Source organism: Methylohalobius crimeensis 10Ki, from assembly GCF_000421465.1.
Lineage (GTDB): Bacteria > Pseudomonadota > Gammaproteobacteria > Methylococcales > Methylothermaceae > Methylohalobius > Methylohalobius crimeensis.
The window spans coordinates 519541-543905 of the sequence record NZ_ATXB01000002.1 but is presented as its reverse complement, the minus strand read 5'-3'; the positions used below and the strand labels follow the sequence as shown (position 1 = coordinate 543905).

Below are 24365 nucleotides of genomic sequence, written 5' to 3'. Positions count from 1 at the left end.
TTTAATGTTCAAGCCCCCGGGTGGAGGAAAGGCCTTCAGCTTCTTCGAATTTCGCCCCTTCTACCTCGGCGCCGGTGAAATCGGCCTGTTTCAGCTTGGCCTTGCGCAGATCGGCGTTGTTCAGCTTGGCTCCCGCGAGGTTGGCGCCCGACAAATCGGCACGGAACAGGTCGATGCCCTCCATATTTGCGTTTTTCAGCCTGGCGAAACGCAGCAGGACCCGATTGAAGTCGGCGTTTTTCAGATTGGCATCGGTGAAATCGGCGTTGTTGCAGCTGGCGCGCATCAGCCCCATGCTCTGGTTTTTCATGTCGGCGCCCCAAAACGAACCTTCGATGTCGGCGCCCACCAGCTTGGCCCGGTCCAAAGTGGCCATGACCCGGCTGTTTCTAAGGTTGACGCCGGTAAGATTGGCGCCGATCATGGTTACGCCGAAAATACTCGCGTTTTCCAAATTGGCGTGAGACAAGTCGGTGCCGCGCATAATGGTCAGATCCAGATTTTGCCCGGCGAGGTTGGCGCGGCTGAGATTGGCGTAGCGCAAGTCGGCGCCCCATAAATCAGCGTGGCGAAGGTCCAATCCGGACAAGTCCACGCGCTTGAGATCCTTGCGCCTGAGATCGGCGGGTCGGTCCGGGGTGGCTTTCTCTAAAAGCGCCACCACCTGATTGCGGGTCAGGTCGGCCGCCGATAAGGGAAGCGCAATCAGAAGCGACAGAGTCAAGACGGCGAGTGAATAAAATCGCTGTAACATGGCAAATCCTCCGATGGGGAGAGTATCCGCGTAAGCTCAAATTGATACGTTCAATTTTATACGTTAGTCCTTGTCTCATACTATCATCGACGCGAGTTTGGGCCCCAACCATATATTCGTGAGTTGCTCCCTGTTCTTGTTCGATGCGAAAAGGGGCACCCGCTTCGCAGGGAGATACACCTCGGGCGTGCAAAATCCTGGTAAATGTTGATTCAAGATATGTCGAAACGAAAGGCGGAGCAGATTGGCGCCTTGATTCAGTCCTATGTGCGAGCAAGGTGGGGTTGCCTGCCGAATGACGGCGTGGGGACCGACTTGAGTTTGCCTTTGGGTCCCGAGCTCAGAGATCGGATCGATATCCTCGGTCTGGATGGAGAGCGGCTATTGGATGTGGCGCCGGCGGCGGTGCTCGCCGAACTCGAATTGCTCGAACGGGAGGCGGCTCGGGAGGATGCCCACGCCGCCGCCTCGGTCGCCCGGGCTCAGCAGGCGGGAAAACATCATAAGCTGAAAAATAACGGTCGGCGGGATTCTCGATTACGCTCGGGGCGATCGCGTAAATCAGCCGGACGCGGGCGCCGTCATCAACGCGACTAGCACTGTGCCTCACGTTTGTGCTTCCTGCTCTTGTCGATTGGCTGGATGGTATACTGCCGAGAAACGGGGTCAAGGGTTGAGGTGATCCGCTCGGAGGAGGGGAATAATGATAAGGCTCAGTTACATCAGCCAGGCGCGGCAATCCTTCAGTGATCAGGAGTTGGATGGGTTGCTGACGGTCAGTCGCGCCAACAATGGCGCTTGCGGCGTGACCGGCATTTTATTCTACGGCAATAAGATGTTCTTGCAGACCTTGGAAGGTTCCAGAGAAGCGGTGGAAGAGACCTTCAAGCGGATCAAAAAGGATTCCCGCCACGTCGGCGTTCGGGTAATCGAAAAAGTTCCCATCGACACGCGCGAGTTCGAGGATTTCGGTATGGCATTCAAGAGGCTGTCCGATCGGGAGTTTGCTTCTTTGGTTGAAGGAAAGCCGGCGACCGAAGAGGAGACCGTGCGTGGCCAGCAGCAGATTCTCGATACCATGTCCCGCCATTTTCAACAGGAATGGACGAAACGGCGTCGGTACGAGGAATTGCCCACCGAGCACGAAGATCCATTGATTCGAGTGCTGCACAAGACGATTCTGGGGGCGGTTCGAGTACTGGCGATATTGATGACCGGGTTGATTATCCTGAGTGTTTTCGATGTGCTTTGGACCCTTTATCAAAGATTGTCGAAGCCGCCGCTTTTTCTGCTTGAGGTCAGTGATATTTTTGCCGTGTTCGGCGCTTTTCTTGCGGTATTGATCGCGATCGAGATTTTTATCAACATTACGCTTTATTTGCGCACCGATGTGATCCCGGTTCGCTTGGTGGTGGCGACCGCGTTGATGGCCGTTTCCCGGAAAGTGATCGTGCTGGATTTCAAAATCATCGATTGGCCATTCGTGGCCGCGACCGGGGTAGTGGTGTTGGCGCTCGGGATCACTTATTGGCTCCTTGGAAGGGTCGATGAAAATACCGAGGAAATGGAGGAATAAAACTGCCGTCACGACGAGCCGCACTGGCTATCTTGGAGAAGAAAAGTCTCCGCGAGTTACTGGAAATCGCCGCGGATGCGATGCTTCTCGTCGCTCCCGACGGTAGACTTCTGTTTGCCAATCCCGCCGCCGAACGATTGTTCGGTTATACCTTGGATGAATTCTTGGAGCTCACGCTCGAAGACATGATTCCCCGGCGATTTCGCGCAACCCATAGCGCAAGGCGTGCCGAATTCGCCGTGCGACCCAAAAGCCGCACCATGGGCGCCGGGCTCGATATTTATGGCTTGCGCAAAGACGGAAACGAGTTCGCTGCGGACGTGAGTCTCAGCCCCATGGATAGCGGTTTGGTACTGGCGACGGTGTATGATGTCACTGAGCGCAAACGGTTGGAGGCGGAAAAGGCACGCGAGCAGGCACACTTGATCCACGATTTGGAAATCGCCAACGAAGAGCTCAAGAACTTCGCTCATGTGGTTTCCCATGATCTCAAGGCACCCTTGCGCGCCATCGGCTCGCTGGCCGACTGGATCGCTACCGATCAGAAAGAACGTCTCGACGCCGAAGGGCAGGAGCATCTGCGTTTGCTCATCCAAAGGGTACGGCGCATGGATGCCCTGATCGACGGCGTATTGCGGTATTCTCGCATCGGACGAATCCATGAAGCGCAGGTCGCGGTCGATCTCAACGAATTGGTGCACGAAGTGATCGATTCGCTGGCGCCGCCCGCCCACGTCACTGTCACCGTCGCCGCCGATATGCCGACGATCCGGGCGGAAAAGATCCGAATCCAACAGTTGTTCCAGAACCTCATCGCCAATGCGCTCCGCTTCATGGACAAGCCCCGGGGACGGATTCGAATTGATTGGGCCGACCAAGGCGAAAGTTGGCGGTTCAGCGTGGCGGACAACGGCCCGGGGATCGAGTCGCGTCATTTCGACCGCATTTTCCATCTATTCCAGACCTTGAATCCGCGAGATCGGGTGGAGAGTACAGGTGTGGGGCTTGCGATTGTCAAGAAGATCGCCGAACAATTCGAAGGCCGTGTTTGGGTCGAATCCGCTGTCGGTCAAGGCACCACCTTTTTCTTTACCTTGCCGAAAAGAATCCCCGAAACACTCCCAAAACAAAAGTGATCATGCGATTGAAAACCAAACCCATTCTGTTAATCGAAGACGATCAAGTGGATGCCATGACTGTCCGGCGCGCTCTCAAGGAATTGCACGTGGGCAATCCCCTGGCGCATGTGGAGCACGGTGAGGAGGCGCTCGTTTATCTAAGCGATCCAAGCAAGGAGCGACCCTGTATTCTCTTGCTCGATCTCAACATGCCCATCATGAATGGCATCGAATTTTTGCGCGCGATCAAAGCGGACCCGGAGTTAAGGTATCTTCCGGTCGTTGTGCTCACCACATCCGAGGAGCAGGAAGACAAAGTAGAAAGTTTTGATCTCGGGGTGGCCGGCTATATGCGCAAGCCCGTGGACTATGGACAATTTGTCGAGACGATACGCACCATCGATGTTTACTGGACCCTCAGTGAATTACCGGAGTGAACGCCATGTCCAACATTCCGATCATCCGCTTGCTGCTGGTGGACGACGATCGAGTCGACCGCCTGGCCTGCCGGCGAGCTCTGGCACAAGACGCAACTAACCAGTATGTGATTCTGGAGGCCGAAACCGGCAGGCAGGGGCTCGAACTCGCCCGTAACGAGCGGCTCGATTGCATCGTGCTCGACCACCGTTTGCCGGATTTTAGCGGCGTGGAATTTCTCGCCGAGCTTGTCGAGGAAAACGGTGAGCTGCCGATACCCGTGGTGATGTTGACCGGTACGGACAGTGCCCAGGTCGCGGTGGAAGCACTGAAGCGCGGCGCGCGCGATTATTTGGTCAAGGATGCGGAGCAGGCGTTCCTGCAGTGGCTTCCGGCCGCTGTCATTCGGATGCTGCGCGAACAGCGAATTATCCAGGAAAAGGTGGCGGCCGAGAAACGGCTACGCGAGGCCGAAGCCAAGTATCGTACTTTGGTGGAGCAAATTCCGGCCATCACTTATATCGCTTCGCTCGAGACGCCGGGAAAACTACTGTACATCAATCCCCAGATTCAACAGTTGGGATTCCCCTTTGAAAAATGGTTCGACGAGCCGGACGGGCTGCTCAATCGGATTCATCCGGACGACCGCGAGCGCGTGATCGAAGCCTACGCCAAAACCTGTGAGCAGCATGTTGCGCTGCGCCGCGAATACCGGCTCTTGACGCGGGATGGACGGGCGCGCTGGTTTCTGGACGAAGGGAATGTGGTGTGCGACGAAGCGGACCTGCCGCTTTTTTTACAAGGCGTTCTCGTGGATATCACGGAAGACAAGGAAACCGAACAAGAGTTGGAATATTACCGCCGGCGCCTCGAGGATTTGGTGGCCCAGCGCACGACCCAGTTGGAAAAACAGAGTGAAATTCTAAAAGCCGCCAATACCAACCTGGATCGTGAACTTTACGAGCGCAGGCGGGTGGAAACCGCGTTGCGCCAGAGTGAAGCCCGCTTCCGCTTATTGTTGGATTCAGTCGGAGAAGGTATTTTGGGGCTCGATACCGAAGGTGCTTGTACCTTCATCAATGAGGCTGCTCTCGACATGCTGGGCTATACACGGGAAGAGTTTTTGGGGCAGGACATCGCCCAAAAAATTTATCGTGACGCCAACAAGGAGACGTGCCCCGCGGAGGCGGGGGCGGGCTATGACTTCTTCTCCCAGAGGGGGCATCGATCCACGCACCGGCTCCAGCGCAAGGACGGTAGTTCTTTTCATGCCGAATGTTCCTCCTATCCGGTCCTGGTGGAAGGGAGGATCACCGGGGCGGTGCTCCTGCTCCGGGACGCGACCGAGTTTCAGGCTTTAACTCAACAGCTTTCCTATCAGGCTTCCCATGATCCTCTTACCGGCCTCGTCAACCGCACGGAGCTCGAGCGGCGCATGGCCAGAGTGCTGGATAGTACGCGTGAAGCCCCCTCCGAGCATGCGCTGTGCTATCTCGATCTGGATCAATTCAAGTACGTCAACGATGCCTGCGGTCATGCCGCCGGCGATGAGTTGCTGCGCTCGCTCAGTGCCCTACTTCAGTCCAAGCTGCGTCAGCGTGATACGTTGGCACGATTGGGAGGGGACGAGTTTGCCTTGCTGCTCGAACACTGTTCGCTCGACCAAGCCCGGAGTCTTGCCATCGAGCTTTGCGAAATCGTGCGGAACTTCCATTTCACCTGGGAAGACAAGACCTTTCCGGTAGGTGTAAGCATCGGGGTGGCGGCGCTGAGAAACGGCGATATTGCTTCCATTCTCAGCGCCGCCGATGCAGCTTGCTATATGGCCAAGGAAAAAGGGCGCAGCCGCGTGCATGTGTTCAAACCGCATGATGCCGGAATTGCCGAGCAGCGAGCCCAGAGAGAGTGGGTGGCGCGTCTTACCCGGACCATGGATGAAGATCGCTTCCGCCTTTATTATCAACCCGTCAGCCGCCTTGCTCGGGCGACTGGTCGACCGCACTATGAAATTCTGCTTCGCTTAGTGGAGAAAGACGGCAGCCTGGTCGATCCCGGGGCATTTATGCCGGTGGCGGAGCGCTATCATCTGGTGCCGGCCATCGACCGTTGGGTGCTGCGCAAAGTCGTCGCCCACATCGCGGAAAAGCATCGCCAGACCGCGCCGGACAGTTTGCCCGTCTATGCGGTCAATCTATCCATTGCGTCGTTGACCGAAGACCACTTCATTGAATTTGTTCGGCAATTGCTCACTGTGCACGGAGCCCCCGCCCCTGCGTTGTGTTTCGAAATCGTCGAATCCGCCACACTCACCCATCTGAATCAAGCCCGGCAATCCATCCAGGAGCTCAAAGCGCTTGGTTGCTTATTCATCATCAAGAATTTCAACAGTGTCATCGCCTCCTTCGACCATCTGAAAACGTTGACGGTGGATTTTTTGAAATTGGATGGCAGTTTTATCCAAAACCTGGCTGAAGACCCGACCAAACAGGCCGTCGCCGAAGCGATCAACCAAGCCGCTCATGCGATGGGTATTCAGACGGTGGGGCAGTGCGCGGACAGTGAATCGATTCTTGAAGTGTTACAAGAGCTCGGAGTGGATTATGCTCAGGGTGATGCCGTTAAGATTCCGCGACCTTGGGAGGAAATGGATATTCCGATGGCTATCGGACAGAAAAAAGGTTAACCGATACCGCGCTATTGGGTCGGGCAGGCTAAATCCCGGGCGAATATCGCACTATTTGCCGGCGTGATGAGGGGGGTTCCCACCTGTATAATAGAAAAACCCAGATTCGTTGTTATTGATTTAAAAGAGGCTATGGCAGGACACAGTAAATGGGCGAACATTCGTCATCGTAAAAACGCGCAGGATGCCAAGCGCGGTAAGATCTTCACCAAACTGATTCGGGAAATCACCGTCGCGACCCGGTTGGGAGGAGACGACCCTTCCACCAACCCGCGTCTGCGAGCGGCGATTGACAAAGCGCTTTCCCAAAACATGCCCAAGGACACCGTTCAGCGGGCCATCACCAAGGGTTCCGGCGGCCAGGACGGGAACGATTTCGAGGCGGTCCGTTACGAGGGTTACGGTCCCGGCGGGATAGCGGTGATGGTGGATTGCCTCACCGATAACCGCAATCGTACCGTCGCCGAGGTTCGGCATGCGTTCAGCAAGGCCGGCGGCAATCTCGGCACCGATGGCTCGGTGGCCTATCTGTTCACTCATACGGCCATGTTCACGTATCCGCCCGGCAGCGACGAGGATGCGATCACCGAGGCGGCCTTGGAAGCCGGTGCCGACGACGTGATTACGGGCGAGGACGGTAGCATCGAGGTGCTGACTCCGCCGGAAAATTTCGAGACCGCCAAGCAGGTATTGATCGATGCCGGCCAGGCGCCGGAAACGGCCGAGGTCACCATGCGCGCCAGCACGTCGGTGGCGTTGGAAGCCCGCGAGGCGGAGAAAATGGTACGCTTGCTGGAGCGGTTGGAGGATCTGGACGACGTCCAGCAGGTATACTCCAACGCCGACATCAGCGAAGAAGTGCTGGCGGCGATCGAATAACGAGCCCAATGGTTGGGAATGGTGCCCAGAATCTTAGGGATTGACCCCGGCTCGCGGATTACCGGTTTCGGGGTGGTGGATGTGGAAGGATCGCGAATGCGGCTGGTGGCGGCAGGATGCGTCCGAAGTGTGGCCGACGACTTTCCCAGTCGCCTTAAAATCGTCTACGACGGTGTGCTGGAAGTGGTCGGCGAGTACCGGCCCGAAGCGATGGCGATCGAACAGGTGTTCGTGCACAAAAACGCCGATTCCGCCCTTAAACTGGGGCAGGCGCGGGGCGCGGCCATTTGCGCCGGATTGGCACGGGACCTCTCGATTTACGAGTACGCCACCCGCCAAGTCAAACAGGCGTTGGTGGGCAAGGGAGGGGCCGACAAGTTGCAGGTGCAGCATATGGTTAAAATGCTTCTCAATTTTCACGCCGAGCTTCCTTTGGACGCCAGCGACGCCCTGGCGGTGGCCATGTGCCATGCCCATTACCAGCAAACCCGGCAACGCTATGCCGTGAGCGTGGCATGATCGGCTTTCTGCGCGGTACCCTGGCTGCCAAACAACCGCCGTCGCTGTTGATCGATGTGAATGGTGTGGGATACGAGGTGGACGCGCCCATGTCCACCTTCTACCAATTGCCCGAAACGGGCGGAGAAGTGACCCTCTTCACCCATCTAGCGGTGCGCGAGGATGCCCACGTTTTGTTCGGTTTCGCCACCGAATCCGAGCGGGTCCTGTTTCGCTCGTTGATCCGAGTCAACGGAGTAGGGGCGCGCTTGGCGCTGGCGATCCTTTCCGGTCTCAGCACCGATGAGTTCCAGCGCTGCGTTAGCCAAGGCGATGCCTTGAGTCTTCAACGCTTGCCGGGGATCGGCAAAAAGACCGCCGAACGTTTGATCGTCGAGTTGCGCGATCGTCTGCCGCAGTCCACCTCCGCTGCAGCGCTGCCGGTGGGGGCGGCCGCCGATCCGGCGCGCGAGGCGTTCGATGCCTTGACCGCGCTCGGCTACAAGCCGCAGGAAGCCCAGCGGTTGCTTAAACGGGTCGCGGATCGCGCCGATTCGGTGGAGGAATTGATCCGCCTGGCCCTGCAAAGCGCGGGGGCGCAATGATCGAAGACCGCGTCGTCGGCCCCGTCCAGCTCAGCGAAGAGGAGGCCCTGGACCGGGCGATCCGTCCTCGCAGCCTGGCCGACTACATCGGCCAGCCGCAGCTCAAGGAACAATTCTCCATCTTCATCGAGGCGGCCCGGGGGCGGGGGGAATCCCTCGATCACGTGCTGATTTTCGGCCCGCCCGGATTGGGGAAGACGACCCTGGCCCATATCATCGCCCACGAGATGGGGGTCAATCTGCGCCAGACCTCCGGGCCGGTGCTGGAAAAGCCCGGGGATCTGGCCGCGATTCTGACCAACCTGGAACGTCACGACGTATTGTTCATCGACGAGATCCACCGCTTGAGTCCGGTGGTGGAGGAAGTGCTGTATCCGGCGATGGAGGATTTCCAGCTCGACATCGTCATCGGCGAGGGGCCGGCGGCCCGTTCCATCAAACTGGATTTGCCGTCTTTCACCCTGGTGGGGGCCACCACCCGCGCCGGTCTTTTGACTTCCCCCCTGCGCGACCGTTTCGGCATCGTTCACCGGCTGGAGTTTTATTCGGCGGGCGATTTGGCCCGCATCGTCACCCGCTCGGCGCGGATCTTGGGCCTGGAGATCGAGTCCGACGGCGCTCGGGAGATCGCCCGCCGCGCGCGCGGCACGCCCCGAATCGCCAATCGCCTGCTCCGGCGGGTACGCGACTACGCCCAGGTCAAGGGCAACGGGCGGGTGACTCAGCCCATCGCCGCCGGCGCGTTGGAGATGCTCAAGGTGGACCCCAACGGCTTCGACCAGCTCGATCGGCAGCTGCTCATCACCTTGATCGAGAAATTCGGCGGCGGACCGGTGGGATTGGACAGCCTGGCCGCCGCGATCGGCGAAGAGCGCGGCACCATCGAGGACGTGCTCGAGCCTTATCTCATCCAGCAAGGATTCATGATGCGGACGCCGCGCGGTCGGACGGCAACTCCGCAAGCCTATCTCCACTTCGGACTCAACCCTCCCGGTGGCGCCAATGAAAATTTGTTTGACTGAGCAAGATACCGCCGTCGCCCTCGCACCTTCTCTCATTTGCGTCGATCAATGCCGGCTGGCGCGGGAGGTGAAGGCCTTGGATACGCTCAACGTGGACTTTCTCCATGTGGATCTGATCGACGGCCATTTCAGTCCCAGTATGCCCTTGGGGATCGAGGCGGTGCGTCAACTCAAGCCCCGCACGGATCTGCCGTTCGACGTCCACTTGATGGTGACCGAACACGACTTTTTCATTGATGAAATGATCGATATCGGGGTGGAACGGCTGTGTTTCCATTACGAATCGGCCGGACATGTGGACCGCCTCCTGGAAAAGCTGCACGGGAGCGGTATTTGTTCCGGCATCGCGCTCAAGCCGGCCACGCCGCTCAGGGTGTTGGAGTATTGCCTGGATCGCATCGATTACGTGCTGTTGATGTTGATCAATCCGGGTTTCGCCGGTCATCCGGGGGTGACCCAGGTTCCCTACGCCCGGCAGCGGGTGGCCGAATGCCGCAAGTTCCTGGACGAGCGCGGTTTCGACGAGGTGGCCATCGAGATCGACGGGCGGGTATCGTTCGCCAACATTCCGGACTTGGTGGGCGCCGGCGCGGACGTGTTGGTGGCCGGTACTCAGAGCTTGTTTCATCGGGACGGTTCCTTGGAGGAAAATTTAGCCACCATGCATTGCGCCGTGGCGAAAGGATTGCAATTGCGAAAACGCGAAGGGTCATGAAGCCGTTTACCTGGCCGGTACGGGTTTATTACGAGGACACCGACGCCGGCGGCGTGGTCTATTACGCCAATTATCTGAAGTTTTTCGAACGGGCGCGGACCGAATTCCTGCGCGCCCTGGGCTTCGAGCAGGATGAGCTCAGAGCGCGGGAAGGCGTGCTGTTCGCGGTTCGATCCATCGAGGCCGAGTATCTGCGTCCGGCCCGCTTCAACGACCTGCTCGAGGTGAGCTGTAAATTGACCGATTATCGGCGCGCCAGCCTGGATTTTTTCCAGACGGTGCGCAATGACGAGGCGGTGTTGTGCGAGGGCCGGGTGCGCATCGCCTGCTTGGATGCCGGAGCCTTCCGGCCGCGGCCCATGCCTGAAAATTTAAGGAAAGCATTGCCTTGCCATGAATGAATCCCTGCTCGATTTGATCCTCAACGCCAGTCTGCTGGTGCAAGCGGTGATGACTTTGCTGCTCGCCGCCTCCGTATTTTCCTGGGCGGTGATTTTTCAAAAATCCCGCGAGCTCAAACGCGCCGAGACCGAGGCCGAAGTGTTCGAAGGCCGCTTCTGGTCGGGCATCGATTTGGCCGAGTTGTACAAACAGCTGGTCAAAGCCGAACCCCGCGGACTGGAGACGGTGTTCCTCAGCGGTTACCGGGAGTTCGTCCGCCTGTTCAAGCGTGAGGCGCCTCCCGCCTTGTTGTCCGAAAACGTCGAACGGGCCATGCGGGTGGGCGTTGGACGGGCTCTGGAAGCGCTGGATGAACGCTTGCCGTTTCTGGCCACGGTGGGCTCCACCAGTCCTTACGTGGGCCTGTTCGGCACCGTGTGGGGGATCATGAATTCCTTCCGTGCCTTGGCGAATGTCCAACAAGCCACCTTGTCCCTGGTGGCGCCGGGTATCGCCGAAGCCCTGATCGCCACCGCCATGGGGCTGTTCGCCGCCATTCCGGCGGTGATCGCCTATAACCGCTATACCAATCGCATCGATCGACTGGGACGGCGCTACGAGCATTTCGCCGAGGAATTTTTGTGCCTGCTGCAGCAGCGGGCTTTGGAAAAGTGACTCGCAAAGGCGCGTTTAACCGTGGACGAATATAAAGGATTAAGAAGCTCCCGATGACAAGAGAGAGACCCCGTCGACGGCCCATGGCCGAGATCAACGTGGTGCCTTACATCGACGTCACCTTGGTGCTGTTGATCATTTTCATGGTCACCGCCCCCTTGCTGCAAAGCGGGGTGGACGTGAACCTGCCGCAAGCCGAGGCCAAACCCGTGGCGACCGAGGATACGCCGCCTTTGATCGTCACCGTCGCCGGTGACGGCCAGTTTTACGTGGCCTCGGGGCGCGATCGCGAAGCGGTGGAATATAAGACCCTATTGGCCAGGGTCGCCGCTGAATTGCGTCTTAAACCGGAGACCCGAGTGTTGGTGGCCGGCGACGACCAGGTGCCTTACGGGCGCGTGGTTCGGGTAATGGCGGCGCTGCAGGAGGCGGGCGTGGAACAAGTGGGACTGCTGACCCGGCCGATGCAGCCATGACCGATCGAATCTCGGCGCCAAATCGCCCTTCGCTCTGGGGGGTTCCCTTTTTTGCTTCACTGGCGATGCATCTTGTCCTGCTGGGCTTGTTGCTTTTCCGCTGGGACGCTTCATCCACACCGTCCCCGACACCCCCCCAACCCCGGGAAATCATTCACGCCACGGCCGTGGACCAAGCCCAGGTGGAGGCGGAAATGCAACGCCTCGAAGCCCGGGAAGCGGCCGAGCGCCGGGCGGCTCAGGCGGCGCGGGAAAAACTCGAACGCCAACGCCGGGCCGAGGAACGTCGCCTGGCGGCGTTGAAGCGCCAACAACAGGAAGAGAAAAAGCGACTCCAGACCCTGGCCGAGGCGCGTCGCCAAAAGGCCGAAGAAGAAGCCCGGCGCCAAGCGGAGAGGAAAAAGCGCGAGCAGGCGGAAAAGGCGCGTCTGGCCAAGTTGGAACGGGAGCGCCAAGAGGCGGAGCGCAAACGCTTGGAAGAAGAAAAAAAGCGTCGCGAAGCCGAACGCAAACGGAAGGCGGAAGAAGCCGCTCGCCGCAAGGCCGAGGAGGCCGCCCGCCGCAAGGCCGAAGCAGCCCGAAAGAAGGCGGAAGCGGCGAGAAAGCAGCAAGAGATACAGGCGGCGGTGAACGAAGCTAGCTACCGAATCCAGCAAAGAGTGGAAAGTTACTGGCTCCGGCCGGCGTCGTACCACACCGGCTTATCTTGTACAATCCACGTGCGGCTGATTCCCGGCGGCGAGGTGGTCGAGGCCCGGGTGGTTCGATCCAGCGGCAACGCCGCTTTCGATCGCAGCGCCGAGGTGGCTGTGCGAAAGGCCTCTCCCTTGCCGGTTTCGGACGATCCGGCAGTGTTCGAAACGTTTCGAGAGTTCAATTTCAAGTTTGATCCCGAAGGATGATGATGGTCATGTTTTCTGTCCCGCGGATTTATCGCCTCACGCTCCCCATCCTATTGATTCCGATGCTTTGGGTCGGCTGGTTATCCGGCGCTCGCGCCGAGTTGACCATCGAAATCACCCGGGGCGTGGAGGGGGCCCTTCCCATTGCCGTGGTGCCTTTCGGTTGGAGCGGGCCGGAGCGGCGGCCCTTGGACGCGGCCGGAATCATTCAGGCCGATCTGGCTCGCAGCGGTCGCTTCGAACCCCTGCCCGAAGACGACATGCTCACCCGCCCCAGCCGGCCCGAGAATATTCAATGGCCCGCGTGGCGGGCGTTGGGACAGGATTATTTGGTCATCGGCGGACTGCGGCAAAGCGGCGCCGATCAGTTCGAAGTGCAGTTCCACCTGTTCGACGTGTATCGGGGCAAGGCGCTCGCCGCCTACCGCCTGCCGGCGCGGACGCGGGATCTGCGCCGCACCGTTCACCGCATCAGCGATCTCATTTACGAGAAGATCACCGGTGAGCCGGGTGCATTCGCCACCCGCATCGCTTATATTACGGTGGCGGAACAAAACGGCCGCCGGATCTATAAACTCCAGATCGCCGACGCCGACGGCTATCGTCCCCGGACCGTGGTGGTTTCGCCGGAGCCGCTGATGTCGCCGGCCTGGTCGCCGGACGGCAAGCGGCTCGCCTATGTTTCTTTCGAGCGTCGGAGCTCGGCGGTTTACATTCAAACCCTGGCCACCGGGGAACGCGAGAAAGTGGCTGAATTTTCCGGAATCAACGGCGCGCCCACCTGGTCGCCCGACGGCGGTCGGTTGGCGCTCACCCTGTCCAAGGACGGCAGTCCGGACATTTATGTTGCCGACCTGACTTCTCGCCGGCTCACGCGTCTGACCCGGAGTTTCGCCATCGACACCGAGCCGGCCTGGTCGCCGGACGGCAAAAGCCTGGTGTTTACTTCCGATCGCGGCGGCAGTCCCCAGATCTATACCATTTCCGCCGCCGGCGGCAATCCTCGCCGCTTGACCTTCGAAGGCAATTACAATGCCCGGGCGACGTTTTCCCCCGATGGCCGCCGACTGGCGCTGGTCCACGGCGGAAACGGCTACCGAATCGCCGTGTTGGATCTCGAGGAAGGGGGCATGAGCGTGTTGACGCCGGGACCGCTGGACGAGTCTCCCTCTTTTGCTCCCAACGGTCGTATGATTTTATATGCCACTCAGGCCGGGGGGCGCGGGCAACTGGCGGCGGTTTCCGTGGACGGTCGGGTGCGCCAGCGTCTCAAAACCGAGGAAGGGGACGTGCGCGAGCCGGCCTGGTCACCGTTTTGAGTCAATCTTTTGGAGGATGAACCATGAAAAAATGGGTGCTGATCGGTTTACTGGTAGCCTTGGCGGGTTGCAAGAATTTGGGGGAAAAACCGTCGGAGGCGGGGGAGGAGGCGGCCCGGGCCGGGATGGCCGACGCCGAAGGCGCAACCACTCAGGGTTTGCGGGGAGAGGAGGGGGAAGTCCTCTATGAAGTGGAAACCGGCGGGATCGCCGAAGACGGTGCCGGTGCCGGACCCGGCGCCGATGCGGGCGGATTGTTGGCCAAACGGACGATTTACTTCGCCTTCGACAGCGCCCAGGTCCAAGCCGAGGACATTCCGGTGATCGAGGCCCACGCCGCTTATCTCTTGGCCCATCCCCAGGCCGGCGTGGTGTTGGAGGGGCATACCGACGAGCGGGGCTCGCGGGAATACAATATCGCCCTGGCCGAGGCCCGCGCCAAGGCGGTATCCAAGTTGCTGGGGCTGCAAGGGGTGGCGGATGACCGGATGCGCATCGTCTCCTATGGCGAGGAAAAACCGGTGGCCATGGGACACGACGAGGAAGCCTGGCGGCAGAACCGGCGGGTGGAAATCGTCTATCGCGGAGAGTGAGCATGCGTTGTTTGGCAGGGCTTTTAGGACTGGGGTTCGCGCTTACCGTCCACGCCGAAAGCGAGAACTTGGAGGCTCGGGTCCAGCTTTTGGAGCAGCGGCTTTCCAGCAGCGCCATGCGGGATATGATGCGCCAGACCGATCAACTCCAGCACGAGGTGCAAGAGTTGCGCGGCCAATTGGAGTCGATTCAGCATCGCTTGACGCGCATGGAGAAAACCCAGCGGACGCAGTATCTGGATATCGATGCCCGTTTGCGCCGGCTGACAGGTGAGGAGTCGCAAACCGAATCGCCCCAAGCGTCTGCCCAACAGGCCCCCGAGCCTGCCGCGGAACTTCCCCCGCCGGCGCCCGTCCAATCTACCCAAAAGCCGGCGACGCCTGCTTCCCAGCAAGCCAGCCAAGCTTACCGGGAGGCGTATGAAACGCTCCAGGCGGGACATTACGATGCGGCCGTTGACGCTTTCTCCGCCTTTCTCCAACGTTATCCCCAAGGCGAGTTGAGCGACAACGCCTGGTACTGGCTGGGCGAGGCGTATTACGTCAAGCGCGATTTCAACGCCGCGCGCCAAGCTTTCCGGCGATTGGTCGAACGTTATCCGAACAGCGCCAAAACCTCCGCGGCGCTACTCAAGTTGGGTTATGTGGCTTACGAAGAAAAGCGCTGGCAGGAGGCGCGTCAACATCTCGAGGAAGTGGTGGCCCGGTTTCCCGATAGCCGGGCGGCTTCGCTGGCGGCCGATCGATTGAAACGGATGAAGAGCGAACGACGTTAGATGACGAGCCGGGATTCCCTCCGCATCAACGAGATTTTCCTCTCCCTGCAGGGCGAGTCCAGAAGCAGCGGTTGGCCCACCGTTTTCGTGCGCTTGACCGGTTGCCCCCTGCGTTGTCGTTGGTGCGATACCGCCTACGCCTTCCACGACGGGGAGCGGCTGAGCGTGGACGAAATCGTCCGGCGGGTCGCCGATTACGATGTCCGCCATGTGACCGTCACCGGCGGCGAGCCCCTGGCCCAACCGGCTTGCCTCCCGCTTCTTTCTCGTTTGGCCGACGGCGGCTTCCTGGTCTCGCTGGAAACCAGCGGCGCGATGGATATCGCCGAGGTGGACGAGCGGGTGATTCAAGTGATGGACCTCAAACCGCCGAGCTCCGGAGAAACGACGCGTAACCGCTACGCCAATCTGGAGCGATTGACCGCCCGGGATCAGGTGAAATTCGTGATCGGCGACCGTGGCGACTACCTCTGGTCGCGGGACATCTTGAATCAATACCGGCTGGCGGATCGGTGCGAAGTGTTGTTCTCTCCGGTGGCCGGGGAGCTGGAACCGCGCCGGCTGGCGGAATGGGTTTTGGAAGACCGCTTGCCGGTGCGGTTTCAGATTCAACTCCACAAACTGCTGTGGGGGGATCGGCCGGGACATTAAACGCACGGGGCATTCGATGACCACACAAGCCAAGAAAGCCGTGGTGCTGCTCTCGGGCGGCCTGGATTCCATGACCACCCTGTTGATCGCCCACCAACAAGGCTATATTTGCCATTGCCTCAGTTTCAACTATGGCCAGCGCCAAGGGGCGGAACTGGCGGCGGCCAAGACCATTGCCCGTACTTATGGGGCCAAGGAGCACCGAATCATCCGCCTCGGTTTGGAGGACATCGGCGGTTCGGCCCTCACCGATCGGACCATCGATGTCCCCGAAAGCCCCACGGAAGGGATTCCGGTGACCTACGTGCCGGCGCGCAACACGGTGTTTCTCGCTTTCGCCCTGGGTTACGCGGAAGTGATGGAGGCGTTCGATATTTTCATCGGTGTGAACGCGGTGGATTATTCCGGCTATCCCGACTGCCGTCCGGAATATATCGAAGCGTTTCAACATCTGGCCGATTTGGCCACCAAGGCCGGGGTGGAAGGCGGGCATTTCCGCATTCACACGCCGCTCATTCGCCTCCCGAAATCCGACATCATTCGCACCGGGATCGCACTCGGGGCCGATTATTCCCTGGCGGTCTCCTGCTATGCCGCCGACGAACGGGGCCGCGCCTGCGGCAAGTGCGATGCTTGTCGGCTGCGGCGGGAAGGATTCGCGGCGGCGGGCGTGCCCGATCCAACTTCCTACCGTTCGGAATAGGCGATACCAGAACATAAAACGTCCAGATGGCGCGGCAAAGATTCGGTCAAACTTGGTGGGGCAAGCAATGGCTTAACGCCTTGACCCAGATCGACTATGACAACCGTCTCCCTCGGGGTCGCACCTACGCCAGCAAGGGAGCCGTCAGGCAAATGGCGATCGACGGAGGCCGAGTCCGGGCCCAGGTCGAAGGTTCGCGTTCCCGGCCTTACGCCATCGCCATCGACGTGCCTAAGATTCCGGCGCATCAGGTGGCGTCATTGATCGATACCTTGACCTCCGATCCCGGTGTTCTTGCCCGCCTGCTGAACCGGGAACTCGATCCGGTCGTACTGGAACGGGCCAATCAACTCGGGATCGATGTCTTCCCGAAGAGTTGGAAGAGTCTGTCGATGCAGTGTTCCTGCCCGGACTGGGCGGTGCCCTGCAAACACCTGGCCGCCGTGATTTATTTGCTGTCCCGGGAGATCGATGGGAATCCCTTTCTGGTTTTTGCCCTGCGCGGTGTCGATCTCGTCGCGGCTCTGAAAAAGCGCGGCATTGTCATCGAATCGGAAACGGAAACGGCATTGCCGCAGGTCTCCTCGCTGTTGCCGATTGAAGAAGGCACGGTCGATGAGTCGGTTCACGATCTTTCCGAGTTGGAACGATTGGATCTATCGGCGGTGCCCCCGTTGACGGAAACCTTGGCCAGGCTTTTACCGGTACGCCCCGCGTTTCATGCTCGCGGCGATTTCCATCGCATCTATCTGGCCGCGTTGAAACAGATCGCTAAATTGGCTCGTCAAAATTTAAATACCCTGCCGGATAACAAAATTCATAAAAGTCGGCAGAAAGATGTTTCTCCCTTGCAGGGAGCAGCCGATTTTCGGGCCGATGACCGTCCCCGATTCGAGATCGGAAAAAATTATTCAGTTTCGCTCACCGGCGTTTCCGGCAGCGATGCCATGGAGCCGCTCCTTGCGGCGCTCGAACGGCTTCATCCCGCCGATCTTCCCGATCTTCAATCCGAAGTGGCAGCGCTTTATCATATCCGCTTGGCGGCCCTGCATCTGCTCGCTCGGGGCGCCGTCGTACCGCAATTGTTCGCCCTGGACGAGACGACGGTGGGGCTGCGCTGGCTGCCGGCCACCCTGGACGAGTCGATTCGTGATCTGATGGCCTCGCTCACGCGCGGTTTACCCCCCGGGATCGCTCGCCGCATCCAAGGCGGAAAATCGGCGATGCTGACCGCCGAGGCCCAGGCGCTGACTCTGTGCTCTCTCTTCCTCGGTGCGTTGGTGCGTCGTGGGAGCGGTCGAACGATGGCCCGCTATCCGGACGACAAAACCGTGGGATTGTTTTTCGACTCCGGCCGGGCTCGTTTCGGCGGGCCGGGTGAGGGAGAGATCCCCGCCGGCATTCAGATTTGGCTGTCGCGCTTGCATCTTGCCCAGCGTGAGTACGCACCGGTACTTTGCCTCAGTGAGGGACAAAGTGACGAGGATTTTTCCCTTTCGGTGGCGGTCCAGAGCCGCAAGGCACCGCCGGAGACGCCCTGCCCCCTTGCCGAGGTGCTGACGGAGAAACGCTGGGAAAGTGTCCGGTACGGCGTGTTGCGGACGATTTCCCTGCTGGCTGATTTCTATCCGCCTCTCCAAGCTTATGTGGCAAACGGAGGCCGGGAGTCTCTCTCGCTCGGCGCGGACGAGTTGCCGTCTTTCCTGTTCGAGACTTTGCCGGTGGTTCGTCTGCTCGGGATCCGAACTCTTTTGCCCAAATCGCTCGACCGGATTCTTAGGCCGCGCCTTTCCCTGAAGATCTCGTCCCAAGCGGAAGGTTCGCCGAGTTTTCTCACCTTGGACCGATTGCTTTCTTACGATTGGCGAGTCGCCGTGGGCGGCGAGGTGGTCACCCTCGCCGAATTCGAATCGCTGGTCGAGGGCGCCACGGGCATCGTCCGCTTTCGCAACGGCTACGTCTATCTCGATCCCCAAGAGATCGAACGATTGCGCCGGCAGCTCGAGGCGCCTGCGAAACTTTCCGGAACCGAGTTGCTGCGAGCGGCGCTGGCGGAGGAATATGCCGGCGCTCCCCTCCTGCTCGACGCCGACCTGCGCCGAATTTTGCGCGAGATGACCGAGATAGGCGAGATTTCCCCGCCGGCCGGCATCCGGGCGCGACTTCGGCCCTATCAGCAGCGCGGCTTGGCGTGGCTCTACCGCAACCACCGCGCCGGCTTCGGCAGCGTTCTCGCCGACGACATGGGGTTGGGCAAGACCCTGCAGGTGATCGCGCTGCTCCTCAAGCTTCGGGAAGAAGGCGGCCTCGAGGAATCCAAGGCGTTGATCGTGGTACCCACCAGCCTGCTCACCAACTGGCGGAAGGAAATCGAGCGCTTCGCCCCCGCTCTCTCCTGCGACGTTTATCACGGCACGGCACGCACGCTTTCCGACCGGCGTCCCGATGTGCTCCTGACCACCTACGGGGTGGCCCGTACCGAGGCGGCCGCGCTCAAGAAAATGGCGTGGCGGCTGGTGGTGGTCGACGAGGCGCAAAACATTAAAAATCCCGCCGCAGCCCAGACCAAGGCGATCAAATCGATCCCCGCCTCCGGCTTTATTGCCATGAGCGGCACGCCCGTAGAGAACCGGCTGGCGGAGTACTGGAGCATCATGGATTTCGCCAACCGGGGCTATCTGGGGACGCTGACCCGCTTCAATCGCGAGTTCGCCGCTCCTATCCAGAACGACCGCGATCCCCGCGTCGTCGAACGTTTTCGGAAAATCACCCAACCTTTCTTGCTGCGCCGGCTGAAGTCGGACAAGACCATCATTACCGACTTGCCCGATAAGATCGAGCAAAATCAGTACTCCGAGCTGACCCGGGAGCAGGCGGCGTTTTACGAATCCGTAGTCCGGGAGAGTCTGCAAGTCATCGCCGGTGAATCCGATGCCTTCAAGCGCCAGGGGTTGGTGCTGCAGATGATCATGGCCCTCAAGCAGATTTGCAACCACCCGGCCAACTACCTCAAGCAGGGCGAGGACGATCCCGCATTGTCGGGCAAGGCGGCGTTGTTGCTGGAGCTTTTGGCCACTATCCACGAAAGTCATGAAAAAGTGCTGGTATTCACCCAATTCCGAGAAATGGGGACGCTTTTGGAACAATGGATAGGACAGCGTTTCAAATGCCGACCGCTATTTCTGCACGGCGGCGTGAGCAGGAAAAAACGCGATCAAATGGTGGAGAAATTCCAAGCCGACCGCACGGCCCAGGTTTTTATCCTCTCGTTGAAAGCGGGCGGTACCGGCTTGAATCTGACCGCGGCCTCCAACGTGATTCACTATGATCTATGGTGGAATCCGGCGGTGGAGGCCCAGGCCACCGATCGCGCCTATCGCATCGGACAACAAAAAAACGTCCAGGTGCATCGCTTGATTACCCGGGCCACCTTCGAAGAACGGATCAACGAAATGATCCAAACCAAAAAAAACCTGGCAGAACTGACCGTCGGGGCGGGCGAGCAATGGATCGGCAAGCTCTCCGACGCGGAACTCGAGGAAATATTTTCCCTTCACCAATGATTCAACGCAGCCATTCGGCGACCAGTTTCAGGCATTCCTGTCGGAAGGGACAGGGTTTGCGGCAGATAAATCGGTAGTCGCTGAGGAAGCAATTCGGTTTGCTGTGTTCCCGGGCGGGGATGACGGTTTTCGGTTTGACGGGGGCCATAGGGCGAATCCTCCATTTATCGTTGCGTCTCCCCTAACGTTCAGCATGCGTCGTGCCATATTTTTATCAAACAAAATCAAGCAAGTATAAATCGGCGGGTGATTCGGTTGCGCCATTTGCCGCACCCACTGCGGCAAATGGCGCAATTAATCAAAACGAGAGCTGCACTCCGCCGTAACCGGCGACGCTGCTGGCGCCGAAGCCCGAAACCTCCTGATACCGCTTGTCCAGCAGATTGTCCACCCGGCCGAAAACCTCCAGGTTTCGATTTACTCGATAACGGGCAGCCAGATTCACCACCGCATAGCTGGCAAGGTTTACCCGCTCGGCGGGAAAGACGTTGAAATCCATGTCATCGCGGCTACCCACCGCCAGCACATTGAGGTGGAGATGGGCGTTTTCCCATACCTCGAGGTCGGCGTCCACGCTGCCTTTGTGGGAAGGACGCCGCAGAAGGCGCTTGTTGGTGGTCTCGTCTTCGGTGCGGGTATAGGTGTAGTTACCGCGCAAAGTGAGAAAATCGAAAGGCTGAAATTCCAGATAGGTTTCCACCCCTTCGCTTTCGGCGTCGTCGATATTGGAGAAACCTTCGCTGAAATCGAAATCGATCAGATTGCGGAAATCGTTGCGAAAATAGGTCGCTCCCAGCAGGACACGCTCGTCCCAAAAGCTCTGATCGAATCCCACCTCGAAGCCGCGGCTGGTTTCGGGTTTCAGATTGGGGTTGCCGAGTGGGCCGAAGCTGGAGGCGGGCGCGAATAGCTGAAACAGGCTTGGTGCTTTGAATCCCTTGCCGTAGCTGCCGCGCAGCTTGGTGCCGGTTTCCGGAATCAGAATCGCCTGCGTCGCCCGCCAGGTCACCTTGTCGCCCGTATGGTTGGGGTCGTCCTGCCGAACGCCGACGGTGGTGATGAAACGCTCCAGCCAGGTAAGGCGGTTTTCGGCGTAGTAGGCCAGGGTGCTGGCGGAACGGTGAGGGGTGGTGTCCCCGCTGGCGGTTTCCCTTTCATCGGTGATGCCGATCACCAGCGAGTCGTTGGCTAGCGCCTCCATATCGATCAGACGGAAGGTATTCTGCCAGTCCACCTTGTATTTTTCTCCCTTGAAGTGGTTGGTGGCCGGCGGAAACGGACTGATCGGATCGGGATCGTCCTGGTTGTTGCGATCATGCAGAGTATAGGAAAGACGCAGCTGTTGATTCCAGAAACCGTCGAACAGATCCAATTTGCCCTGGAGGCGGCCGAACACTTGATCGGCGTAGCTGCGCTCGTTGGGATCGTCGCAATGGGGGCCGCCGCAGTCGTCGAGTTCGGTTTGGGTACGGTTGTAGCGTACCACCCCGTCCAGATCCAGATTGTCCAGGGCACGCCAGCCGAGCCGAGCGGAGACGGTGGTGTTGAGGTAGCCGTCGTCCTCGCTGTTGTCGTCGAGGCGGCGGTTGGCGGCGGAAAAGCCGCGCGATCTGAGGTGGGAGGCGGCAACGCTGTAGCGGAAACGGTCCAGGCGACCGCTGCTGTTGCCCGTCAGCCGCCAGCTTCCGAAGCTCCCGCCCTCGGCGCTGAAATCGGCGCCGGGTTTCGCTTGCCCGCTTTGGGTGATGATGTTGATCACCCCGCCGATGGCGTCGCCGCCGTACAAAGTACTCTGGGGACCGCGCAGGATTTCGATTCGCTCGATGTTGTCCACGGTCAAATTGGCGAAATCGAACAGGCCGCCGGGATTGGACGGGTCGTTGGCCTCGACGCCGTCGATCAGCACCAGGGTTTGGTTGGAATTGGCCCCCCGCAGGAAAACCGAGGTTTGCTGGCCGAGGCCGCCGGCCCGCACCACGTCCAGGCCCGGCACGGAACGCAGCGCGTCGGCGAGACTGACGACTTGGCGCGCAGCGATATCCTCGGCGGTAATGACGGTGACGCTGCTGCCGATCCGGCGCAGGGGAACCGGGACTCGAGAAGCGGTGACGGTAAGGGTGTCGAGTCGTTTGGTCGAGGCCTGATCCTGAGCGGCCAGGGCCACCGCCGGCAGGCCCAGCAAAGGCAATAATAAACGCAAGGGTGAAGACATAGAAAAACTCCTCGTCGGGACGCGCCCTCCGCGCGCCCACAAGGTGAAAGACCACGGCCTTTAGGCCGCACCGAAGCCTGCCGGGCCGGTCTCCGGGCTCGTGAGCGACCTTTTGAGAAGAATCTCGAAAAAACCCGAAGGCCGGAAAGCTCAGCTTTCCGGCCTTCGAGCAAAAAGGTAGACATGGACCGCCTTCCCGGGCAACTTGCCCAGTGGCTCGTGGTCCGCTATTTCACTCACCTACCGTTGCGGGGGCAGCGCAGGCTTTCGACCTGCTTCCCGTTTCACCCTCCCGAGGGAGGACACCCGACAGAGGAGTCGAATTATAGCAAAAGCCAGCCGGTCAGGACTTGGGGTGCTCCTGGGGCAGACCGCTCGCCAGTTGCCGCCAGCCCCAGCGGCCGGCCAGAATCAGTGCGGCATAGGCTAAAGGCGCGGCGACATAGGGCGTCAGGTAAGGAATCATCCGGACGCTGTAGCTTTCGAAATCGGTGCCGTTGAAATAACCCGACAAAGCGTAGAAGCTGGCGTTGGAGATGAGAAAGGCGACCAGGGTGGAAGCCCCAAGCGCGACCAGGGTGCGAGCCAATCCGGCCGCCTCGTCGAGCGTAAAACACCGGCTCCAGCGTCCGCCCAGCCACAGGGCGGCGTAAGTGGGGATCAAAAACAGATAGGCCGGCGTTACGCACCAATCGCTGACCCCGGCATGGGCGACGGCGAGGTAGTCGATCAGCCCCGCCGCCGCCAGCAGGACGGGGAACAAGCAGCGGTCGGCGATCAGCAGACCGGCCAGGAAAAATACCGCCAGCGAAGCGTCGGGCAGCGTCTGAAAATCCCCGAAGTGATGGAATCGAGTGGCGGCCATCAATGCCAGAAGGCCCCAAGCGGGAAGCGTGAATATACCGGTTAGGGTCGTTCGGGTCATGACAGATCTCCTAAGATTGAAACTAACATTCATCATATCCAAATCAATTTGCAGGGGAAAGCGATGAGGCGCATCGGTTTTTTTCTAATCGGCTTGTTATGGATCGGCGCTCAAGCGGCGTGGGGGGATTCCCGGGACTTACCAACGGAAACGACCGTCCTGGACGTCCGCCACCGCTTGCCGCAGGAGTTGGTCCGAGTGATCCGGCCGCTTTTGGCCGAGGGCGAGAAGCTCGTCGCGGTCCCCGACGGCTTGTTCGTACAGGCCGCCCCGGGCAGGATCGAAGAGATCCGCACTTTGCTGGAACGGCTCGACCGCCGCCTCAAATCGCTGCTGGTGACAGTATGGCAGACCGATCGCTTCAATTTGGAGGAACTGAATGCCGGCGTGGACGTCACCGTAGGCCCGTCTTCGGGACGCACCCTGGAAGCAGAGACGAAAGTGTACGGTTCGCGCGCCGACAGGGCGGCGGGGACCCGGCAACGTCTTCAGACGCTGGAAGGCCAGCCGGCTTTCATCGCGGTCGGGCAGGAGCGCCCGATTCCGGTTATACATCTGTACGGATCGCCACCGGCGGCCGTGGGCGGGATCGATTACAAGCCGGTCACCACCGGTTTCCAAGTGATACCCCGCACCATCGGCTGCCGGGTCCGCCTAACCGTCGCTCCCTGGTCGAGTCGGCTGAGCGGAGTCGGTGACGGCGGTCTCGACGTGCAATCGGCGGGGACCACGCTGGAAGTCGAACTGGGAGAATGGATCGAGCTGGGCGCTCATAGCCTAAACGAGAACGTGAGCAGCCGGCGGATATTGGGGCATCGCTATCGAACCGACACCCGCCGGATGCGCATTTTCCTCAAGGTGGATGCGCCCGAAGGTTGTGATTAGGATCAAACGCTTGCCGGGAGGCGGAGAGAGAGCGCTC

At 59.8% G+C, this 24365-nt stretch carries 25 protein-coding genes and 1 riboswitch; of the genes, 21 read left to right on the top strand and 4 right to left on the bottom strand.

All coding sequences use genetic code 11. From position 1 onward, the window contains the following. Window position 1: 1 nt before the first annotated feature. Complete coding sequence (locus H035_RS0116325; protein WP_022950032.1) at window positions 2-754, bottom strand: pentapeptide repeat-containing protein; 753 nt, start codon at window positions 752-754, stop codon at window positions 2-4. 219 nt (window positions 755-973) lie between these two features. On the opposite strand from H035_RS0116325, the gene H035_RS0116320 reads away from it, so the two are divergent. From H035_RS0116320 to H035_RS0116225, 20 genes are all read left to right on the top strand, one after another. Further along, on the top strand, window positions 974-1351 hold the full coding sequence (locus H035_RS0116320) for a hypothetical protein (protein ID WP_152486089.1): 378 nt from the start codon (window positions 974-976) through the stop codon (window positions 1349-1351). Between the two features lie 106 nt (window positions 1352-1457). Then, window positions 1458-2330, top strand: a complete 873-nt coding sequence (locus tag H035_RS21600; protein WP_022950030.1) for a phosphate-starvation-inducible PsiE family protein — start codon at window positions 1458-1460, stop codon at window positions 2328-2330. A gap of 32 nt (window positions 2331-2362) precedes the next feature. Next, the gene (locus H035_RS21040) at window positions 2363-3466 is read left to right on the top strand and encodes a sensor histidine kinase (protein ID WP_022950029.1); all 1104 of its coding nucleotides are present in this window, start codon (window positions 2363-2365) and stop codon (window positions 3464-3466) included. Window positions 3467-3468: 2 nt separating this feature from the next. Then, complete coding sequence (locus H035_RS0116305) at window positions 3469-3885, top strand: response regulator (protein ID WP_026596731.1); 417 nt, start codon at window positions 3469-3471, stop codon at window positions 3883-3885. A gap of 5 nt (window positions 3886-3890) precedes the next feature. Beyond that, window positions 3891-6548 (top strand): GGDEF domain-containing response regulator, encoded by a 2658-nt coding sequence (locus H035_RS21035; protein ID WP_022950027.1) that lies wholly within the window; start codon window positions 3891-3893, stop codon window positions 6546-6548. Between the two features lie 132 nt (window positions 6549-6680). After that, window positions 6681-7427 carry a YebC/PmpR family DNA-binding transcriptional regulator gene (locus tag H035_RS0116295; RefSeq protein WP_022950026.1) on the top strand — a complete coding sequence of 249 codons (747 nt, stop codon included), beginning with the start codon at window positions 6681-6683 and terminating at the stop codon, window positions 7425-7427. A gap of 21 nt (window positions 7428-7448) precedes the next feature. Further along, the gene (ruvC, locus tag H035_RS0116290; RefSeq protein ID WP_026596730.1) at window positions 7449-7946 is read left to right on the top strand and encodes a crossover junction endodeoxyribonuclease RuvC; all 498 of its coding nucleotides are present in this window, start codon (window positions 7449-7451) and stop codon (window positions 7944-7946) included. Next, window positions 7943-8530 carry a Holliday junction branch migration protein RuvA gene (gene ruvA / locus H035_RS0116285; RefSeq protein ID WP_022950024.1) on the top strand — a complete coding sequence of 196 codons (588 nt, stop codon included), beginning with the start codon at window positions 7943-7945 and terminating at the stop codon, window positions 8528-8530. Before ruvC ends, ruvA begins: the two co-directional genes overlap by 4 nt. After that, a complete protein-coding gene (gene ruvB / locus H035_RS0116280; RefSeq protein WP_022950023.1) occupies window positions 8527-9552 on the top strand; it encodes a Holliday junction branch migration DNA helicase RuvB in 1026 nt (341 codons plus the stop codon). The genes ruvA and ruvB overlap by 4 nt, the downstream gene beginning before the upstream one ends. Continuing rightward, window positions 9545-10267 carry a ribulose-phosphate 3-epimerase gene (locus tag H035_RS0116275; protein ID WP_022950022.1) on the top strand — a complete coding sequence of 241 codons (723 nt, stop codon included), beginning with the start codon at window positions 9545-9547 and terminating at the stop codon, window positions 10265-10267. The genes ruvB and H035_RS0116275 overlap by 8 nt, the downstream gene beginning before the upstream one ends. Continuing rightward, window positions 10264-10668, top strand: a complete 405-nt coding sequence (ybgC, locus tag H035_RS0116270; protein ID WP_022950021.1) for a tol-pal system-associated acyl-CoA thioesterase — start codon at window positions 10264-10266, stop codon at window positions 10666-10668. The genes H035_RS0116275 and ybgC overlap by 4 nt, the downstream gene beginning before the upstream one ends. Beyond that, window positions 10661-11323 (top strand): protein TolQ, encoded by a 663-nt coding sequence (gene tolQ, locus H035_RS0116265; RefSeq protein WP_026596729.1) that lies wholly within the window; start codon window positions 10661-10663, stop codon window positions 11321-11323. Before ybgC ends, tolQ begins: the two co-directional genes overlap by 8 nt. A gap of 53 nt (window positions 11324-11376) precedes the next feature. Beyond that, window positions 11377-11799 (top strand): protein TolR, encoded by a 423-nt coding sequence (gene tolR / locus H035_RS0116260; protein ID WP_026596728.1) that lies wholly within the window; start codon window positions 11377-11379, stop codon window positions 11797-11799. Continuing rightward, a complete protein-coding gene (gene tolA, locus H035_RS20325) occupies window positions 11796-12701 on the top strand; it encodes a cell envelope integrity protein TolA (protein WP_022950019.1) in 906 nt (301 codons plus the stop codon). Before tolR ends, tolA begins: the two co-directional genes overlap by 4 nt. A 62-nt stretch (window positions 12702-12763) precedes the next feature. Then, window positions 12764-14020, top strand: coding sequence for a Tol-Pal system beta propeller repeat protein TolB (gene tolB, locus H035_RS0116250; protein WP_200861612.1), 1257 nt, complete (start codon window positions 12764-12766; stop codon window positions 14018-14020). Between the two features lie 23 nt (window positions 14021-14043). Further along, window positions 14044-14613: a peptidoglycan-associated lipoprotein Pal gene (gene pal, locus H035_RS0116245; protein ID WP_022950017.1), complete on the top strand. Its 570-nt coding sequence runs from the start codon at window positions 14044-14046 to the stop codon at window positions 14611-14613. Window positions 14614-14615: 2 nt separating this feature from the next. Further along, complete coding sequence (gene ybgF / locus H035_RS0116240) at window positions 14616-15389, top strand: tol-pal system protein YbgF (RefSeq protein WP_022950016.1); 774 nt, start codon at window positions 14616-14618, stop codon at window positions 15387-15389. Then, window positions 15390-16040 carry a 7-carboxy-7-deazaguanine synthase QueE gene (gene queE, locus H035_RS0116235; RefSeq protein WP_022950015.1) on the top strand — a complete coding sequence of 217 codons (651 nt, stop codon included), beginning with the start codon at window positions 15390-15392 and terminating at the stop codon, window positions 16038-16040. Between the two features lie 16 nt (window positions 16041-16056). After that, window positions 16057-16743 carry a 7-cyano-7-deazaguanine synthase QueC gene (queC, locus tag H035_RS0116230; protein ID WP_022950014.1) on the top strand — a complete coding sequence of 229 codons (687 nt, stop codon included), beginning with the start codon at window positions 16057-16059 and terminating at the stop codon, window positions 16741-16743. Between the two features lie 26 nt (window positions 16744-16769). Further along, on the top strand, window positions 16770-20306 hold the full coding sequence (locus H035_RS0116225) for an SNF2-related protein (protein ID WP_022950013.1): 3537 nt from the start codon (window positions 16770-16772) through the stop codon (window positions 20304-20306). 1 nt (window position 20307) lies between these two features. On the opposite strand, the gene H035_RS22060 is transcribed toward H035_RS0116225, so the two are convergent. The 3 genes from H035_RS22060 to H035_RS21030 all read right to left on the bottom strand — a co-directional run bounded on the left by H035_RS22060 (window position 20308) and on the right by H035_RS21030 (window position 23443). Further along, entirely contained in the window at window positions 20308-20454 is a 147-nt protein-coding gene (locus tag H035_RS22060; RefSeq protein WP_022950012.1) for a hypothetical protein, read from the bottom strand. 150 nt (window positions 20455-20604) lie between these two features. After that, window positions 20605-22518: a TonB-dependent receptor plug domain-containing protein gene (locus H035_RS0116215; protein WP_022950011.1), complete on the bottom strand. Its 1914-nt coding sequence runs from the start codon at window positions 22516-22518 to the stop codon at window positions 20605-20607. A gap of 66 nt (window positions 22519-22584) precedes the next feature. Next, a riboswitch (cobalamin riboswitch) is annotated at window positions 22585-22843 on the bottom strand. Window positions 22844-22861: 18 nt separating this feature from the next. Continuing rightward, window positions 22862-23443, bottom strand: coding sequence for a hypothetical protein (locus H035_RS21030; RefSeq protein ID WP_022950010.1), 582 nt, complete (start codon window positions 23441-23443; stop codon window positions 22862-22864). Window positions 23444-23506: 63 nt separating this feature from the next. Between H035_RS21030 and H035_RS21025 the strand changes: the two genes are divergently transcribed. After that, a complete protein-coding gene (locus H035_RS21025; RefSeq protein ID WP_022950009.1) occupies window positions 23507-24328 on the top strand; it encodes a hypothetical protein in 822 nt (273 codons plus the stop codon). Window positions 24329-24365: the final 37 nt, after the last annotated feature.

Coding starts and splice junctions, on each gene's coding strand:
- H035_RS0116325 (WP_022950032.1), bottom strand. CDS start 754: ATGTTACAGCGATTTTATTCACTCGCCGTCTTGACTCTGTCGCTTCTG.
- H035_RS0116320 (WP_152486089.1), top strand. CDS start 974: ATGTCGAAACGAAAGGCGGAGCAGATTGGCGCCTTGATTCAGTCCTAT.
- H035_RS21600 (WP_022950030.1), top strand. CDS start 1,458: ATGATAAGGCTCAGTTACATCAGCCAGGCGCGGCAATCCTTCAGTGAT.
- H035_RS0116305 (WP_026596731.1), top strand. CDS start 3,469: ATGCGATTGAAAACCAAACCCATTCTGTTAATCGAAGACGATCAAGTG.
- H035_RS21035 (WP_022950027.1), top strand. CDS start 3,891: ATGTCCAACATTCCGATCATCCGCTTGCTGCTGGTGGACGACGATCGA.
- H035_RS0116295 (WP_022950026.1), top strand. CDS start 6,681: ATGGCAGGACACAGTAAATGGGCGAACATTCGTCATCGTAAAAACGCG.
- ruvA (WP_022950024.1), top strand. CDS start 7,943: ATGATCGGCTTTCTGCGCGGTACCCTGGCTGCCAAACAACCGCCGTCG.
- ruvB (WP_022950023.1), top strand. CDS start 8,527: ATGATCGAAGACCGCGTCGTCGGCCCCGTCCAGCTCAGCGAAGAGGAG.
- ybgC (WP_022950021.1), top strand. CDS start 10,264: ATGAAGCCGTTTACCTGGCCGGTACGGGTTTATTACGAGGACACCGAC.
- tolQ (WP_026596729.1), top strand. CDS start 10,661: ATGAATGAATCCCTGCTCGATTTGATCCTCAACGCCAGTCTGCTGGTG.
- tolR (WP_026596728.1), top strand. CDS start 11,377: ATGACAAGAGAGAGACCCCGTCGACGGCCCATGGCCGAGATCAACGTG.
- tolA (WP_022950019.1), top strand. CDS start 11,796: ATGACCGATCGAATCTCGGCGCCAAATCGCCCTTCGCTCTGGGGGGTT.
- tolB (WP_200861612.1), top strand. CDS start 12,764: ATGCTTTGGGTCGGCTGGTTATCCGGCGCTCGCGCCGAGTTGACCATC.
- pal (WP_022950017.1), top strand. CDS start 14,044: ATGAAAAAATGGGTGCTGATCGGTTTACTGGTAGCCTTGGCGGGTTGC.
- ybgF (WP_022950016.1), top strand. CDS start 14,616: ATGCGTTGTTTGGCAGGGCTTTTAGGACTGGGGTTCGCGCTTACCGTC.
- queE (WP_022950015.1), top strand. CDS start 15,390: ATGACGAGCCGGGATTCCCTCCGCATCAACGAGATTTTCCTCTCCCTG.
- queC (WP_022950014.1), top strand. CDS start 16,057: ATGACCACACAAGCCAAGAAAGCCGTGGTGCTGCTCTCGGGCGGCCTG.
- H035_RS0116225 (WP_022950013.1), top strand. CDS start 16,770: ATGGCGCGGCAAAGATTCGGTCAAACTTGGTGGGGCAAGCAATGGCTT.
- H035_RS22060 (WP_022950012.1), bottom strand. CDS start 20,454: ATGGCCCCCGTCAAACCGAAAACCGTCATCCCCGCCCGGGAACACAGC.
- H035_RS0116215 (WP_022950011.1), bottom strand. CDS start 22,518: ATGTCTTCACCCTTGCGTTTATTATTGCCTTTGCTGGGCCTGCCGGCG.
- H035_RS21030 (WP_022950010.1), bottom strand. CDS start 23,443: ATGACCCGAACGACCCTAACCGGTATATTCACGCTTCCCGCTTGGGGC.
- H035_RS21025 (WP_022950009.1), top strand. CDS start 23,507: ATGAGGCGCATCGGTTTTTTTCTAATCGGCTTGTTATGGATCGGCGCT.